Source organism: Leeuwenhoekiella marinoflava DSM 3653 (assembly GCF_900129005.1).
GTDB classification, from domain to species: Bacteria; Bacteroidota; Bacteroidia; order Flavobacteriales; family Flavobacteriaceae; genus Leeuwenhoekiella; species Leeuwenhoekiella marinoflava.
Map to the genome: position 1 here is coordinate 45,834 of NZ_FQUN01000022.1, position 15,707 is coordinate 61,540.

At 39.5% G+C, this 15,707-nt stretch carries 13 protein-coding genes and 1 riboswitch; of the genes, 3 read left to right on the plus strand and 10 right to left on the minus strand.

Translation table 11 applies throughout. The features are described from left to right. Nucleotides 1-19 precede the first annotated feature (19 nt). Nucleotides 20-673, minus strand: coding sequence for a uracil-DNA glycosylase family protein (locus BUB91_RS17805; RefSeq protein WP_073100552.1), 654 nt, complete (start codon nucleotides 671-673; stop codon nucleotides 20-22). 7 nt (nucleotides 674-680) lie between these two features. After that, nucleotides 681-1,244, minus strand: coding sequence for a thioredoxin family protein (locus BUB91_RS17810; protein ID WP_073100553.1), 564 nt, complete (start codon nucleotides 1,242-1,244; stop codon nucleotides 681-683). Between the two features lie 131 nt (nucleotides 1,245-1,375). On the opposite strand from BUB91_RS17810, the gene BUB91_RS17815 reads away from it, so the two are divergent. Both BUB91_RS17815 and BUB91_RS17820 read left to right on the plus strand, forming a co-directional pair. After that, nucleotides 1,376-1,681 (plus strand): phosphoribosylpyrophosphate synthetase, encoded by a 306-nt coding sequence (locus tag BUB91_RS17815; protein WP_073100554.1) that lies wholly within the window; start codon nucleotides 1,376-1,378, stop codon nucleotides 1,679-1,681. Further along, nucleotides 1,681-2,019 carry a tRNA-binding protein gene (locus BUB91_RS17820; RefSeq protein WP_073100555.1) on the plus strand — a complete coding sequence of 113 codons (339 nt, stop codon included), beginning with the start codon at nucleotides 1,681-1,683 and terminating at the stop codon, nucleotides 2,017-2,019. The genes BUB91_RS17815 and BUB91_RS17820 overlap by 1 nt, the downstream gene beginning before the upstream one ends. Nucleotides 2,020-2,165: 146 nt before the next feature. On the opposite strand, the gene BUB91_RS17825 is transcribed toward BUB91_RS17820, so the two are convergent. Next, the gene (locus BUB91_RS17825; RefSeq protein WP_073100556.1) at nucleotides 2,166-2,663 is read right to left on the minus strand and encodes a nuclear transport factor 2 family protein; all 498 of its coding nucleotides are present in this window, start codon (nucleotides 2,661-2,663) and stop codon (nucleotides 2,166-2,168) included. Between the two features lie 45 nt (nucleotides 2,664-2,708). Beyond that, complete coding sequence (locus tag BUB91_RS17830) at nucleotides 2,709-3,089, minus strand: DoxX family membrane protein (protein ID WP_073100557.1); 381 nt, start codon at nucleotides 3,087-3,089, stop codon at nucleotides 2,709-2,711. 244 nt (nucleotides 3,090-3,333) lie between these two features. Between BUB91_RS17830 and katG the strand changes: the two genes are divergently transcribed. Further along, complete coding sequence (katG, locus tag BUB91_RS17835; protein ID WP_073100558.1) at nucleotides 3,334-5,583, plus strand: catalase/peroxidase HPI; 2,250 nt, start codon at nucleotides 3,334-3,336, stop codon at nucleotides 5,581-5,583. 109 nt (nucleotides 5,584-5,692) lie between these two features. On the opposite strand, the gene metE is transcribed toward katG, so the two are convergent. From metE to BUB91_RS17865, 6 genes are all read right to left on the minus strand, one after another. Next, entirely contained in the window at nucleotides 5,693-8,029 is a 2,337-nt protein-coding gene (gene metE / locus BUB91_RS17840) for a 5-methyltetrahydropteroyltriglutamate--homocysteine S-methyltransferase (RefSeq protein ID WP_073100559.1), read from the minus strand. Nucleotides 8,030-8,202: 173 nt separating this feature from the next. Then, nucleotides 8,203-8,396, minus strand: a riboswitch (cobalamin riboswitch). 122 nt (nucleotides 8,397-8,518) lie between these two features. Next, a complete protein-coding gene (gene rlmF / locus BUB91_RS17845; RefSeq protein ID WP_083558020.1) occupies nucleotides 8,519-9,535 on the minus strand; it encodes a 23S rRNA (adenine(1618)-N(6))-methyltransferase RlmF in 1,017 nt (338 codons plus the stop codon). Between the two features lie 45 nt (nucleotides 9,536-9,580). Continuing rightward, nucleotides 9,581-10,573, minus strand: coding sequence for a 2-hydroxyacid dehydrogenase (locus BUB91_RS17850; RefSeq protein ID WP_073100560.1), 993 nt, complete (start codon nucleotides 10,571-10,573; stop codon nucleotides 9,581-9,583). Nucleotides 10,574-10,609: 36 nt separating this feature from the next. Then, entirely contained in the window at nucleotides 10,610-11,485 is an 876-nt protein-coding gene (locus BUB91_RS17855; RefSeq protein WP_073100561.1) for an alpha/beta hydrolase, read from the minus strand. A 295-nt stretch (nucleotides 11,486-11,780) separates the two neighbouring features. Then, complete coding sequence (gene uvrA / locus BUB91_RS17860) at nucleotides 11,781-14,315, minus strand: excinuclease ABC subunit UvrA (RefSeq protein ID WP_073100562.1); 2,535 nt, start codon at nucleotides 14,313-14,315, stop codon at nucleotides 11,781-11,783. Nucleotides 14,316-14,387: 72 nt separating this feature from the next. Beyond that, entirely contained in the window at nucleotides 14,388-15,140 is a 753-nt protein-coding gene (locus BUB91_RS17865; protein ID WP_073100563.1) for a DJ-1/PfpI family protein, read from the minus strand. Nucleotides 15,141-15,707 lie beyond the last annotated feature (567 nt).

Below are 15,707 nucleotides of genomic sequence, written 5' to 3' on the forward strand. Positions count from 1 at the left end.
TGTTGATTCTTCAGGACTTTTAAAAGAATTCGCGGTATTGCTGAATTCTGAAATCAAATGTATTAAACTGCGGATTTTTTAATTTTTGATCTTTGTATTTCTTCATGCTGCCAATGGCTCGGTTAGCCGCCCCTGAGGGTGCCGTGAGCGAGACCGTTTTTACTGTTCTACCATCTAGCTCAAACTGATGGATGCGCGGCACTGTTGCAGAAACTACATCCAATTTAAGCTGGTGTTCTTTAGCCTGACGACGAAAAAAATACTCGGGACCATTTTTACTATTACCACCGGTGAATATTAAAGTTTCTATCTGTTTGTGAGCTTCTAAATACGTGACCAGATCGCGCAAAACCACATCTTGCATTCCCAGATCTGAAGCATCTATTTTATCTCGCTTTGCCGAAGCTACAATATCACAAACGCCAATTTTATTTCTTTTTAAAAAGTGGAGTCGCTGGTTAATGGCTTGAGTAGTATTCTCATAAACGAGGTCAAGTTGAAAGATTTTGTCTAGAATGGGCCAGAGCATCCCGTTTTTACTGCCGTAGCAAAAGTCTACATCTTCAGGGAGTAATTCACCGGTTGTAAAACGGGGAGGAGGTAAGGTTCCCACGATAAGTTTTGTCGCTTCTTCAAGATTGAATGGCGCGTACGGATGAATGTGGTCAAACATAAACCTGTTAGTTTTCAGGTTTCCACTTGATTCCACAGCCCAAACTGGGTTTTTGAAGTTCGTTTTGTTTTCTGTTGTTAAACACATTATCAAGCGCTTCGCGCAAATCTCTTCCGTTTACGGGAATGCCATTACCCGGTCTGGAGTCATCTAACTGACCGCGATAAATGAGTTTTAATTCAGTATCAAATAAATAGAAATCAGGTGTACATGCCGCATCATAATCTTTAGCAACCTGCTGGCTTTCGTCATATAAATACGGGAAAGAATAATTGTATTTACGAGCAGTTTTACGCATTAACCACGGGCTGTCTTCCGGATAGTTTTCTACATCATTACTGCTTATTGCGATAAAACCAAACCCCAAAACACGATAATCATTTGCAATGCGTACGATCTCGTCATTCACGTGTTTTACGAAGGGGCAATGATTGCATAGAAACATTATGACTGTTCCGCGTTCTCCGGCAGCATCAGTCAAAGTAACGTGATCATTAGTTAGCGGGTTGAGCAATGAAAAGTACGGAGCAGTAGTGCCCAGTTCTAACATATTTGAAGGAGTTCTTGCCATAGTTTCAAGTATTCTGTGTAATCTACAAGATAGGTCGGTAAAAGCTGTTAAGTGTTACAAATACTAAAGTTGTTTTAAATCTTTGGGCTCGTTTTAAAGCCTTTGTAACTTTAGTGAAAATCCAAGATATCATGAAAAATACCTATAGTTCGCTTTCAAAAGCGATTGAAGATTTACAGAGTAAAGGATACGATACAGATTTTAATTTAGTAGATGAAGGTATCGAATCTAAAGCACATAAAAAGACTTGGACTGCCGGCCAAATAGAAGTTGAGGATGCATTTCGTTTTGAAGGAATGACAAACCCTGGAGATAACAGTGTTTTGTATGTGGTTAATACGCATAGCGGAGAAAAAGGACTACTAGTGGATGCTTACGGAGCTTACAGTGGTCAGATTTCACAAGAAATGATTCAAAAGTTAAAGATTGAGCATTGATGGCAGATGATTTAAGTTGGTCTGAATTTGAACGCGTAGAAATGCGTGTTGGTACCATAATAACTGTTAGTGATTTTCCTGAAGCCAGGAAACCTGCTTTTCAGCTGCAAATAGATTTTGGTGACGAAATAGGAATCAGAAAGACTTCAGCTCAAATAACAAAACGATACGAGCGTACAGACCTTGTGGGAAAGCAGGTGATTGCGGTTGTGAATTTCCCGAAGAAACAAATTGCCAATTTTATGAGCGAATGTTTGTTGCTGGGTACTGTAGATGGAAGTGAAGTAACCCTTTTAAATCCAGATATGCCTGTTAAAAACGGTTTACGAGTAGGTTAATATAGTGTAGATTTTTATACTATAAAGCGGCTCCAAAGAGGAGGTTTTTCTATACAACTCGATTAAAAATAGTTGTGTGCTGCGTTAATTCCTTTATAAATCATTCAAGTAAACAACTAGTTTTTAAATTTTCAAAAAGATGATACTCAGAGTGAAGTTTCTTCCTGAAAGGATTTCATTTTACGTAAATAACTAGAAAGCGCTTTGCTGGTTTGTTGTTGAATTTTCAATTTCATAAACTTCGTCCAGCCTAGAAGCAATCCTTTAAAACCCAAGGCTTGTCTGCTCCATTTATAGAGGTCAAAGTGATCTGTATGTTGCACAATCTTTCCATTTTGAAAACTGAATGTTCCCACTACGTGATTAACTACTTTCCGTTTTTGGGGGCCATACAGATAGGTAGCCGTCCACTTTGCACTTCCATTATAATCGTTTGCTTGTATCTCGCTGTATTCAATTTTAAGGTCATTACCGCCCCGCTCGTTGAGCATAAACCACATTGCAATGGCACGATCACCGCGAATGCTGCCAAAAACAGGATCTTCAAAAATGATGTTTTTTGCATAGCAGGCAGTCATTGCTTGCGGATTGTGATTTTTAAAAGAACTGTAAAAAATCTCTAGAATTTCCTCATTAGGATGCATAGCCAAAGCGGTTGAATAAGCAGCAAGTTAGCACATCATAAAAAACTATTTATTGAATAAAGGTTTTAGTTTATTTCGACTTTCAAAAAGGAACCATATGTCTAAAGCGAAAAAGATCAGAGCGACTACTAATCCACTAGGTTCATTTAAAATATGAATCAATAATATACCTATTAAAATGGGGAAAAGCATGACCGCTCCTAAAGCACGTGTTTGCTTAAACATAACGAGTACTCCGCCTAGAATTTCTACAACAGCGATTAGTGGCATGAGCCAGTTAATGGTTATAAATGCGTTGAATATTTCTAACATTTCCGGACTCATGTTTTCAGGGATGGGCATGTAATTGAAAAATTTATTCAATCCGCTATTGATAAACATTAGCCCGAAGAGGATACTTGCGATAAGAAGAATTTTGTTTTTCATGATAAAAAAGGTTTTAGGAGTATAAAAAATACTGAAATTTTAAACTAAATCATAACAATAAATTCAATTTAAGACTTCACAGATTTTACTTGAAATTGAGTAAATTGAAGAAAATTAGGGAATTCAATCTTTTTTAATAAGTAACGTCTATTGATTTATAAGAACTATAAATGAATACTATGCATTCTTGTTTTTAATATTGTATTTCTTTACTTCAGAATTTTACACCTATAAATACTTACTTATGGAAAATAAAAATAGCAAAGATCACGGAACAGACGGCAAAGTCTGGGATGTAAATGAATCAGCAAAATGTCCTTTTCTTAGTGGAGAAATGAACCACATCACAGGTCAGGGAACTACAAACAAAGATTGGTGGCCTAACCAGTTAAACCTGAATATTCTTAAACAAAATTCTTCTTTAGTGGATCCTATGGATGAAGATTTTGATTATGCTGAAGCGTTTAAATCATTAGATCTTGCTGCTGTAAAACAAGATTTGTATGATGTGATGACTAACAGTCAGGATTGGTGGCCTGCAGATTATGGGCACTATGGGCCTTTCTTTATTCGTATGGCTTGGCACGCAGCCGGTACTTACCGTATACACGACGGTAGAGGTGGTGCTTGTAGTGGTCAACAACGTTTCGCTCCGCTTAACAGCTGGCCAGATAATGCTAACCTAGATAAAGCAAGACTTTTATTATGGCCTATTAAAAAGAAATACGGTAACAAACTTTCTTGGGCAGATTTACTGGTTTTAGCCGGTAACTGTGCACATGAATCTATGGGACTTAAAATGTATGGTTTTGCAGGAGGTCGTAAAGATGTTTGGGAACCGGAAGAAGTTTATTGGGGAGCAGAAACCGAATGGTTAGGTAACAAAGAGCGCTACGAAGGTGGTGAGTTAGAAAAAGCATTAGGAGCTGCACATATGGGATTAATTTATGTAAATCCTGAAGGACATAATGCGAATCCTGATCCTGTTGAATCAGCGCATTTTATTCGTGAGACTTTTGGTCGTATGGCGATGAACGATTATGAGACTGTAGCTTTAATAGCAGGTGGTCATACGTTTGGAAAAACACACGGTGCTGCAGATCCTGAAGAGTATGTAGAGGTAGAACCCGCAGCGGCAGGTATTGAGGCTATGGGAATGGGATGGAAAAATAACTTTGGCTCTGGTAAAGGAGCAGATACCATCACCAGTGGATTAGAAGGAGCGTGGACAGATACCCCAACGCAATGGAGTAATAAATACTTCGAAAATCTATTTGGTTACGAGTGGGAATTAACTAAAAGTCCGGCGGGTGCTCATCAATGGAAACCTAAAGGTGATGCAGGTGCTGGTACTGTACCGGATGCCCACAGACCTGAAGTGAAGCACGCACCTTTTATGTTGACCACAGATTTGTCTTTACGTTTTGATCCTGCTTACGAGAAGATATCAAGACATTTTATGGAAAACCCGGAAGAGTTTGCAGATGCTTATTCTCGTGCTTGGTTTAAATTGACGCATCGTGATATGGGACCTAAAGATTGTTATTTAGGACCCGAAGTTCCTCAGGAAGATTTAATCTGGCAAGATCCTATTCCAGCAGTAGATTATGAATTGATTTCAGAAGAAGATATAGCACAATTAAAAAATACAATTCTCAACGCAGGTCATTCAATATCAGAATTGGTTTCTGTGGCTTGGGCTTCGGCTTCTACCTTTAGAGGTTCTGATAAACGAGGAGGAGCAAACGGAGCGCGTATTCGTTTTGCACCACAAAGAACTTGGGATGTAAACAACCCGGAGCAATTAGAGGCAGTATTGAAAACCTTAGAAGGTATTCAGAAATCTTTCAATGATTCGCAAAGCGGAAATAAGAAAGTTTCTGTTGCAGATCTTATTGTACTTGCAGGTAGCGCAGCTGTAGAGAAAGCAGCTCAAAATGCAGGCCATGATATTCACGTGCCGTTCACCCCTGGTCGTGCAGATGCCCTTGAAGAGCAAACAGATGCTTCGGCATTTGATGCTTTAGAGCCGGTAGCTGATGGTTTTAGAAATTATCTAAAAGATGTTTTCAGTATCAAAGCTGAAGAATTCTTAATAGATCGTGCGCAGCTGTTAACCCTTACTCCACCAGAAATGACTGTACTAGTAGGTGGCCTGCGTGTATTGAACGCTAATTTTGATAAATCTCATAACGGTGTATTCACCGATAAGCCAGAAACATTGACTAATGATTTCTTCGTGAATCTTTTAGATATGAATACAACCTGGAAATCAATTTCTGAAGATGACAATCTGTTTGAAGGTAGTGACCGCAATACCGGTGATAAGAAATGGACTGGTACCCGTGTTGATCTAATCTTCGGTTCTAACTCAGAGTTGAGAGCTTTAGCAGAATCGTATGCATTAGAAGATTCTGGTGAGCGTTTTGTAAAGCACTTTGTGAAGAGCTGGACTAAAGTGATGAACTTAGACCGTTTTGACCTTAAAGCTTAAATCAAATTATTTATAGTAGAAAAGGCAACCCGATCCGATCAGGTCGCCTTTTTTTATTGGCACCGCCAAAGGGTTTAATGCCCCGAGGTAGTGTACTCAACAGTTAAATTTAATGCGTGACTAAACGTTCTTTTTCCGAAGCTACACGCAGCTTTTTCGCAGCTTCTACCAGTGCTTCTAAAGCTTTATGCGTTTCCTCCCAATGGCGGGTTTTTAAACCACAATCAGGGTTTACCCACAGCTGTTTTTCCGGGATTACCAGTTTTGCTTTTTCCATCAAAGCAACCATCTCTGTTACGGAAGGAACTCGAGGTGCGTGAATGTCATACACTCCGGGTCCTATCTCATTAGGATAGTTGAATTTGGCAAAAGCATCTAACAATTCCATCTGAGAACGAGAACATTCAATCGTGATCACATCAGCATCCATGGCTGCGATATGCTCAATAATGTCGTTAAACTCAGAATAGCACATGTGCGTATGTATCTGTGTCTGGTCGCTTACTCCAGCAGCGGAAATACAAAATGCATTTACAGCCCATTTTAGATATGCTTCCCATTCTGTTTTTCTAAGTGGTAGTCCTTCGCGTATTGCCGGTTCATCAATTTGTATGATTCTGATTCCGGCTTTTTCAAGGTCAAGCACTTCATCTCTAATCGCTAATGCAATCTGATTACAGGTTTCAGAACGAGATTGATCGTTGCGAACAAAACTCCATTGTAGAATAGTAACCGGCCCGGTAAGCATTCCTTTTACAATTTTTGAAGTTAAGCTTTGTGCGTAGGAACTCCATTTTACGGTCATGGCTTCAGGACGATCTACATCTCCATAAATGATAGGAGGTTTTACACAGCGGCTTCCATAACTCTGTACCCAACCCATTTTTGTGAATACAAATCCATTTAATTGTTCGCCAAAATATTCTACCATATCATTGCGTTCAAATTCACCGTGAACCAGAACATCTAAATCAATTTCTTCTTGCCAGCGAATGCACTGCTCGGTTTCTTTTAGAAGTAGGTTTTCATACGCTAAAGCATCTATACTTCCTTTTTTAAATTGAGCACGCCAGCTTCTAACTTCTTTAGTCTGCGGAAAAGAACCTATTGTTGTAGTAGGAAATAAAGGCAGTTTAAGCGCTTTATGTTGAATTGTCTTTCGCTCTGAAAAATCCTGATTCCGCTTAGCATCTTTTGCAGTTATGTTTGCAGTGCGTTGCTTTACTTCAGTTTTGTGGATAAGCTGTGATTCTTGCTTACTTTTTACAGCATCAAGGTTAGCTTGTAGCTTTTCCATCGTAGCAACCGCGTGTGTGTCGTCAGCCTCTATAATCGCTTTTAATGTAGCGAGCTCTTCTAATTTCTGTTTTGCAAAGGCTAACCAATTTTTAATTTCTGGAGTTAAAACAGTTTCATTGGTTTCTAAATCCAGATCACAAGGAACGTGTAATAACGAACAGCTTGGAGCAATCATGATTCGTTTAGGAGATTTGCTTTTAAGCGCTTTCCGTATAAAATCTAACGAAGTCTGATAGTCGTTTTTCCAGATGTTCCTTCCATCAACAATCCCTAAAGAGAGCGTTAGTTCCTTAGGCGTTTTATCTAATACTTCTTGTAATTGTTGAGGTGCTCTAACCAGGTCAATATGCAAGGCACAAACCGGAAGGGAAACAGCTAGATTAAGATTTTCTTTCAATCCTTCAAAATACGTGGCCAGAAGAATTTTCAATTCCGGCAGTTGCTTTTTGAGTTCGTTATATACCTTATTGTAAACTTCCTGTTCTTTCGGAGTTAAATCAAGAGCGAGAAAGGGTTCATCTAATTGTACCCAAATCGCACCGGCTTCTTGAAGCTTTTTAAGAACGTCAATATATACGGGCAATAGCTTATCTATAAGATCTAAACGGTTGAAGCCAGCTTCTTTTTCTTTACCCAACAACAAATAGGTGATAGGCCCCAAAAGAACTGGTTTTGTGAGAATGCCTATTTCTTTAGCTTCTAAAAATTCGTCTAAAGCTTTGTTAGAAAACAGTTCGAACTCCTGATCTTTTTTAAATTCAGGAACGATATAATGGTAATTGGTGTCAAACCATTTGGTCATTTCCATCGCGGTTATGTCCAGACCGTCTTGCTGATAACCGCGGGCCATCGCAAAGTACAGGTCTTGTTTTGTAGTTTCTTTTTTAGAGATCAGCTCCTGATACCGGACAGGAATCGCGTTGACGGTAAGCGACATATCCAATACCTGATCGTAAAACGAAAAATCGTTAGACGGGATCAAATCGATACCGGCTTCTTGCTGAAGCTTCCAGTTGTTTTGTCTGATGTTTGCACCGGCTTGATGTAAATCATCCAGACTGATGTTGCCTGACCAATACTGCTCACAGGCTTTTTTGAGCTCACGTTGACTACCAATGCGCGGGTAGCCCAGAATGTGCGTTTGCATTTTAATAACTTTTAAATTAAAAAATTTGATTTAAAAGTTCGTTGCCGTATTTCGGCTTTGCTAAAAGATGAGAAGATTAAAGAGTGTTTTGGTGCCGTAATTTCAAGACAGGATATAGGTATCCTATTGAAAAATGAGCATCAAACCAGACTCAAGCTTCAGATCGCGAAAGCAAAGTCCTAGCGGAACAGGCAGGTCTCCTGACTTATAACAGCTTTTACCATCCTTCCCATCTTGATTGTGAAGACAGTGGATTACTACGGTTAAAGCTTTGTTTTGTGTTACTTACAGTTGCGCGACAGCTCTGGATTTGCACCAGATTCCCTATTAATGCACGTTATGTGTAACCTATTCCGTTAGATGAAAAAATAAAGTAAAGAACTTTTGAGAAGGTGAAATTACGGTTTACATTTTTAAAAACAGTTGAAGTATGGTATTTCATACAGATCTAATGAATTTGTTATAAAAAGAACCGATTTTGAAGGAGTACTAGTTGCTCTGAAACGACCAAGCCACGATGCGGCTTACTTTGTTACCGGTTCCCATAGGTATTGTTTTTACGTGTTTTGCTGAAGCTCTTTTGAGATGTTTATAAATATCTTTTAGATTTTCTTGCTTAGAAACGAGCGTGGTAAACCAAAGGCAGTTATTTGCAAATGCTGTACTCTCCCTGATCATGGTTTTGATGAATTTAGGTTCTCCGCCGGGAGTGACGAGTTCGTTACCGATTCCTGCAAAATTTAAGTCGGGTTTAGAGGCATTCTTCCCTGAAAGGTTTTTTACTTTTCTGCGTGTACCTTTTATTGCAGCGTCACGAGAAGCGTGAAAAGGTGGATTACACATAGTGAAGTCCAGTTTGTCTTCCGGGTTGATTATGCCCTTAAAAATAAAACCAGATTCTTTTTGTAGCCGTAACTCAATTTTATCCTGAAGAGATTCATTTGTTTCAATAATTCTTTCCGCAGAAGCTAAAGATGCCGGGTCTATATCGGTCGCTATAAAATTCCAGTCATAAGCTACAACGCCCAGAATGGGATAAATTAAGCTGGCGCCGGTTCCTATATCAAGCCCTTTAATTTGCTTTCCTTTAGGGATACTTCCTTTAAATTTTTCAGCTAATAAATCAGCGAGGTAGTGCAAGTAGTCTGCACGTCCCGGAATAGGCGGGCATAAATTAGCATCCGGAAATTGCCAGTTCGAGATTCCGTAGTAAGAATCAAGTAAAGCCTGATTGAGCAATTTTACAGCTTCAGGATTCGCAAAATCTACCGAAGTTGTGCCGTATTTGTTTTTTTTGATATGAGCTTGCAACTGCGGTTTTACCTTCAATAAAGCTTCCAGATCATAGGGTTCTCGGTTGCGATTACGGGAGTGTAATTTTGATTTTATCTGATAATCGGGATTAGAAGATGTTGAGGTTTGCCCAGATGATAGAACTTGTTTTGAATTCTGGCCTTTTGGGTGTGATTCCAGATTGTTTGTGTGCTTTTTTTTTGAGTAAGGCATCGTGGATCGCTGAATACTTATGATTGGGTACGCAAGATAACAAACCTAAGCTTTAACCTCATTTTCTAATTCGTTTCCGCTTTCAAATTCGGTAAGGTTTTTTAGCGTTACTTGTGCAATTTGGTCTAAAGCTTCTTTGGTGAAAAATCCTTGATGACCGGTGATCAGCACATTTGGGAAAGACATCAGTCTTAAAAAATCATCATCCTTATTAACTGTTTCAGACAGGTCATTGAAAAACAAGCCTGATTCTTGCTCGTACACATCAATACCCAAATAACCTAGTTTTTCTTGCTTAAGTGCTTCAACAACTGAAGCCGTGTCTATCAAGGCACCTCGACCTGTATTGATGAGCATTGCGCCTTTTTTCATTTTATTAAAGGCATCAGTATTCATGAGATGATGTGTTTGTTCATTAAGCGGACAATGCAAGGAGATGATATCGGATTCCTGCAAGAGTTCATCAATAGCTACATAATTTACGCTTAAATCTTTCAGTTCGTCAGCGGGTTTAATATCGTAAGCAAGAACCTTGCAGCCAAAACCCAACATGATTTTAGCAAAGCAAATGCCGATAATGCCAGTGCCTATAACGCCTACTGTTTTTCCGTAGATATTAAAACCTGTAAGCTTTTCTAATGAAAAATTATTCTCACGAACGCGGTTGTAGGCTTTATGTGTTTTTCGGTTTAAAGTGAGCATTAAAGCGACCGCATGTTCTGCTACGGCCTGCGGTGAATAGGCAGGGACGCGAACAATTGTTATATTGTTTTCTGCTGCTGCTGCCAGATCTACATTGTTAAAACCGGCACAGCGTAAAGCGATGAGTTTAATGCCACAATCAGCGAGTTTCTCAAGGTTTTTTTTGTTGAGGTCATCATTAACAAAAACACATACCGCTTCAAAATCTTGTGCCAATGATGCGGTATGGACATTAAGTGCCGTTTCAAAAAAGGTAAGTTGGTGCTTGTTATCAGAATTTATTTTTTCAAAAAAATCCTGATCGTATTTTTTAGTACTGAAGAAGGCAACTTTCATAAGTGGAGAATTTAGTAGTTCTAAGTTATTTCATTTTTAAGCACTAGTAGTTTTTAGAGATAACCCATTTAGGGATTGCTTAAGTTTTAAAACGTATTCAGATTTACCCAAACACCAGATCAATGCGTTTTCTTTAGTCGCTCTAAAAATGGTGTTGTGGTGCTCATTAGGCTCTGGGCTGTATTTCCATAATAAATTAGCAGGTTCAATAGTCTCCAGTTTTAGCTTAAGTTCTTCTGTGTATCGGTAAATATCTACCGCATCAGAGGCAGTAAACCAAAGCTTGGTCTCTCGTTTAGGAAGTGTTTCAAAATAGGTTTCAGCCTCATCAACCAGCGCATTGTTATTCCACCAGAGTGACGGGTCTATCGCAATGTAAAAGTCAAAGGTTTCTGGTTTGAGAAAAAAAGTTTCCATCACAAAAAGTCCGGCGAGTGATTCTCCAATGATACCTTTCTTTGAAGAAGTTCTATAAGTCGCATTAATTTTAGGAATCAATTCTTCGGTAATAAAAGCTCTAAAGCTTTTAGCGCCATCATCCATTGGGATTTCATATTTCTCGTGCTCTTTTACAGTAGAAGCACCGGTTAGATCCCTTCCGCGCAGCGTATTTTTAATTCCTACGAGTATGATGGGCTCAATCTTATTTTCTTCTATAAGCTTTGCTAGTGTATTTGCGATATGCGGAAAATCTTCGTTAATACCCCCGTCTGGCATATACAATACAGGAAATTCAGAAGCAGTATCAGAATATTGAGGAGGCGTCCAGATATTGATTACTCGAGTTTCATTTACGAATTTAGAATCTAGCGTAATGCTTTTGTGAGCGGGAATGGGATCGTTGAATACATTTTTGTTACCGCAAGCGGTAAAGATAAAAAACGAAATCATGAGGAGACGTAGGTACGGCATAATAATCCTTTGTTTTAAAGAGATACACTAGATTTTTTAGGCGGAATCGTATTGTTTTAATGTGATTTTTAAAAGCTTTTGATTTTTCTTTTAGCAAATACAAAGCACTATTTATAGTTGTCGGTTGCCTCTTCTTTTCCGCTCCAGATAAATATAGTGGGTTAGGATAAATTGGTTGAGATGATTTTCCTGAATGCGCTTAAAAAGCAGTTTAAGGTATGCTTTTTAAGCATCAAACACCCAATATCAGTAATGCTATTTGGTTTAAGAGTCAGAAATTTTATCCTTTCTAAGGTTAATATCCTTCTAAACTTCGCTTCAAATACGGAGCTGTTCTACTTTGCTTGTTTGCCGCAACAGCTTCTGGTGTTCCTGTAATTACAATCTTTCCACCTTCATTACCGGCTCCGGGACCTATGTCTATTACCCAATCGCTAGCGGCGATCACTTGCATATCGTGCTCAACAACAAGCACTGTATTGCCTGCAGCGACCAGGTTACTCAGTTGTACTTGTAGCTTTTCTACATCGGTAGGATGCAGGCCGGTTGTAGGTTCGTCTAAAATATAAAGTGTTTTTCCGCTATTTCCGCGTTGTAATTCCTTGGCGAGTTTAATGCGTTGTGCCTCTCCTCCAGAAAGTTCGGTGGCGGGTTGTCCCAGGCGTAAATAGCCCAAGCCAACATCTTTTAACAACCTAAGCGGTTTATTTACACTCGAATCATCTCTAAAAAAGTCAGCAGCCTGCGATACGGTCATATCCAGAACCTGAGCGATATTTTTCTCTTTATAAGTAACTTCTAAAGTTTGATCATTATAACGCGTGCCGTTGCAAGCCGGACAAGGTGCATAAACGCTGGGTAGAAAAAGTAACTCGACCATCACGGCACCTTCTCCCTCACAATTGGGGCAGCGCCCTTTGCCTACATTAAATGAAAACCTACCGGCTTTATATTTGCGTGATTTTGCCAATTCTGTAGATGCAAATAACTTTCTTACCGTATCAAACAAACCGGTGTAGGTTGCCAGATTAGACCGAGGTGTTCTTCCAATAGGTTTCTGGTTAACCACAACCATCCGTTTTAGGTGTTCTGCACCAGCGGAAATATGACCGTCCAGAGTTTCAACTTCTTGTTGCAGCAGATCTTCAGTATCTTCTTCGTCAGCAGGAGGGGTTCCCAGATGGGTTTTCATCAAGTTGACTAATGCCTGACTCACTAAACTACTTTTACCGGAGCCTGAAATCCCAGTAACACTGGTTAAAACTCCTAGCGGAAAAGAAACATCTAGTTTGTTGAGGTTATTTCTAGTAATGCCGGAAAGTGTTAACCACTCTTTAACTTCTCGTCGCTGTGATTTTAGAAGTGGAAGCTCGTTGAATAAATGCGTTCTCGTTTTTGAAGTGGTACAATCTTTTAAACCTTCCGGCGGACCGCTATACAAAATAGTACCGCCGCCTTCTCCGGCATCGGGACCTACATCAACCAGCCAATCGGCTTGACGAACGACTTCTAGCTCGTGTTCTACTACGAAAATGGAATTTCCTCCAGATTTCAACATCTCTAAAGTTCTGAGTAATGCCTCTGTATCTGCCGGGTGCAAACCCGCTGAAGGTTCGTCTAACACATAAACCACTCCAAAGAGATTGCTACGCACTTGTGTCGCGAGTCGTAAACGCTGATGTTCTCCCGGTGATAGCGTAGGTGTACTGCGTTCTAAGGATAAATAGCCAAGACCTAAATCAAGCAGTACGTCAATACGTCTCACAAAATCTTCTGCAATACGCTGCGTCACGATAACTTTTTCTTGATTGGTAGTCGTTAGTTTTTTCAATTCTGAAGCTGAACCGTCGCTATATGGCGTAAAAACTTCGTGTAATTTTTTAAGTGGAATTCTTGAAATATCGGCGATATCATAACCAGCAAAAGTGACAGAAAGTGACTCGGGTCGTAAACGTTTTCCATTACAGTTGGGGCAGGTGCTGCCTATCATATAGTGAGCAACCCGCTTCTTCATCGATGCGCTGGGCGAATTTGCATACGTGTGTAAAATGTAATTTTTAGCACTTGTATACGTCCCTTTATAACTGGGTTGTTCGTTGCGTTTGAGCGCTTCCTGAACCTCTTGTGGACTGCGGTCCCGATAGACCGGAACGGTGGGAGTTTCTTCCGTAAAGAGAATCCAATCCCGTTGTTCTTGCGGAAGCTCTTTCCACGGAAGATCTACATCATAGCCTAGTGTAACCAAAATATCTCTCAAGTTTTTACCTTGCCAGGCTTTTGGCCAGGCGGCTATTGCGCGTTCTCTGATGCTTAAAGTATCATCCGGTACGAGACTTTTTTCGGTTACGGTATATATATTTCCCAGGCCGTGACACTCGGGGCAAGCACCTTCGGGTGTGTTGGTTGAAAACGAATCGGCATAGAGTAGGGGCTGACCCGCAGGGTAATTTCCGGCACGGGAATACAGCATGCGTAGCAAGTTAGAGAGTGTGGTTACCGATCCCACTGTAGAACGCGTAGATCCCGAACTGCGTTGCTGTTGTAAAGCTACAGCAGGAGGAAGTCCTGCAATCTCATCGACTTCAGGAATGGGCATCTGATTGAAAAGGCGTCGTGCATAGGGAGAAACCGACTCCAGATACCGGCGTTGTGCTTCGGCATACAACGTACCAAAAGCGAGAGATGATTTACCCGAACCTGAGATTCCGGTAAACACCACTAGTGCATCGCGTGGGATTTTTAATGAAACATCTTTAAGGTTGTTTTGGCGGGCACCTTTAACCGTGACATAGCCTTGCGCTAACGTATTTTTTTTGTTCTCCTTTTGCATGGCGCCCAATATAGAAAGAACCTGTTAGGCAACCTGTGGAATTTAGTAAATATTAGCAGTTGATGCAGTCTTCTAATCTTCCCAGTTTCTAAGTCTGTCTAAGTATAGATACGATTCTACAAACTCCCGGTGTGCAGTACTGGTCATAATTTCCAACAGCTTTAATGCTGAAATATAGCTAGCTAAATTACCATTTGAAGAAAGAAACTTACCATCTTTCACATACGTAACAAGGCTATCATCTTGCACTTTCAAAGCCGGATAATCTTTTTGTAATTGTTTTCCGCCGCCAATCCAGGTGACGATTTTATGATTGTCTGCAATCCCCGAAGCACCTATGAGCTGTGCTCCCCCACAGTTGCTCACGGTATATTGGGTTTCCTTATTCTTTCTTTTGATAAAGTTTACGATTGCTTTATTGTGTATCTGTGCATACATATCATAAGCACTGGGTACGAAAAGCGCATCGAGTTGCGGGCAGTTTTCAAAAGTATAATCCGGTAGAAAATGCATGCCCTCCTCAGTAGTGATTGGCTTTTTGGTTTCTGCGATGGTGATCACGTTAAAAAGTTGTTTTCCCGCTTCAGAAGATTTGGCAAAAACATCAGAAGTTGCAATCACTTCGCTTTGCAAAACACCGTTATACATAAGAAGACCAATGGTAGGCAAGTTTGAATCAAACGGTCTTAAGTGTTTTGTAAGCGTGTCTCCTTCAGCTACAGTTTCAATAGCCTTTATATCTTTTGCGTTATGCTTCGATTTTTCAGTATTACAGCTAATCAAAGCAGTAGCAATAATGATTAATGTGACTCCTAATTTTTTCATAGTTGTTTGTATTTTTTTAATGGTCAAGATTGCAGTGCTTTTAGACCTATATCTAAGTCTTTTACTTCTTTATTATTTCTTGCTCATAAAATGAATCCCAAAAGGATTTATCATATTCCACTCGATATAATGAATTTTCGTTTTTGTTGTTATATTGGTGAAATTCTATTTTTTCTACTTCATCTACTTCAAAATCAAATAATTTAGAATCTAGAATTTTTGTTCTAATTATCTCGTTATGATTTTTATCCTCAAATTCCTTATAAGAACTATTAAAATAGGAAGTAGCATAATACCTTCCATTTTCAAAAACATCAGTGTAGATACAAATATTCTCTTCTTTGATCTTAACTGAAATTATAGTTTCATAAGCATCATAGTGCTTATAATACTTTGCTATTTCCTCTTTATTTAATGTGGTTTCCCAATTCTCAACAACCTTTTTGATAGCAAAATTCTCTTTAGCGATATAAACTCTTCCTGAATATTTTGTAGGATACCCTCTATTGGTGTAGTTCCATTTGTTCCGCTCATTCTCAAAAGCTAAGATGTAAAGACCTTCATCTT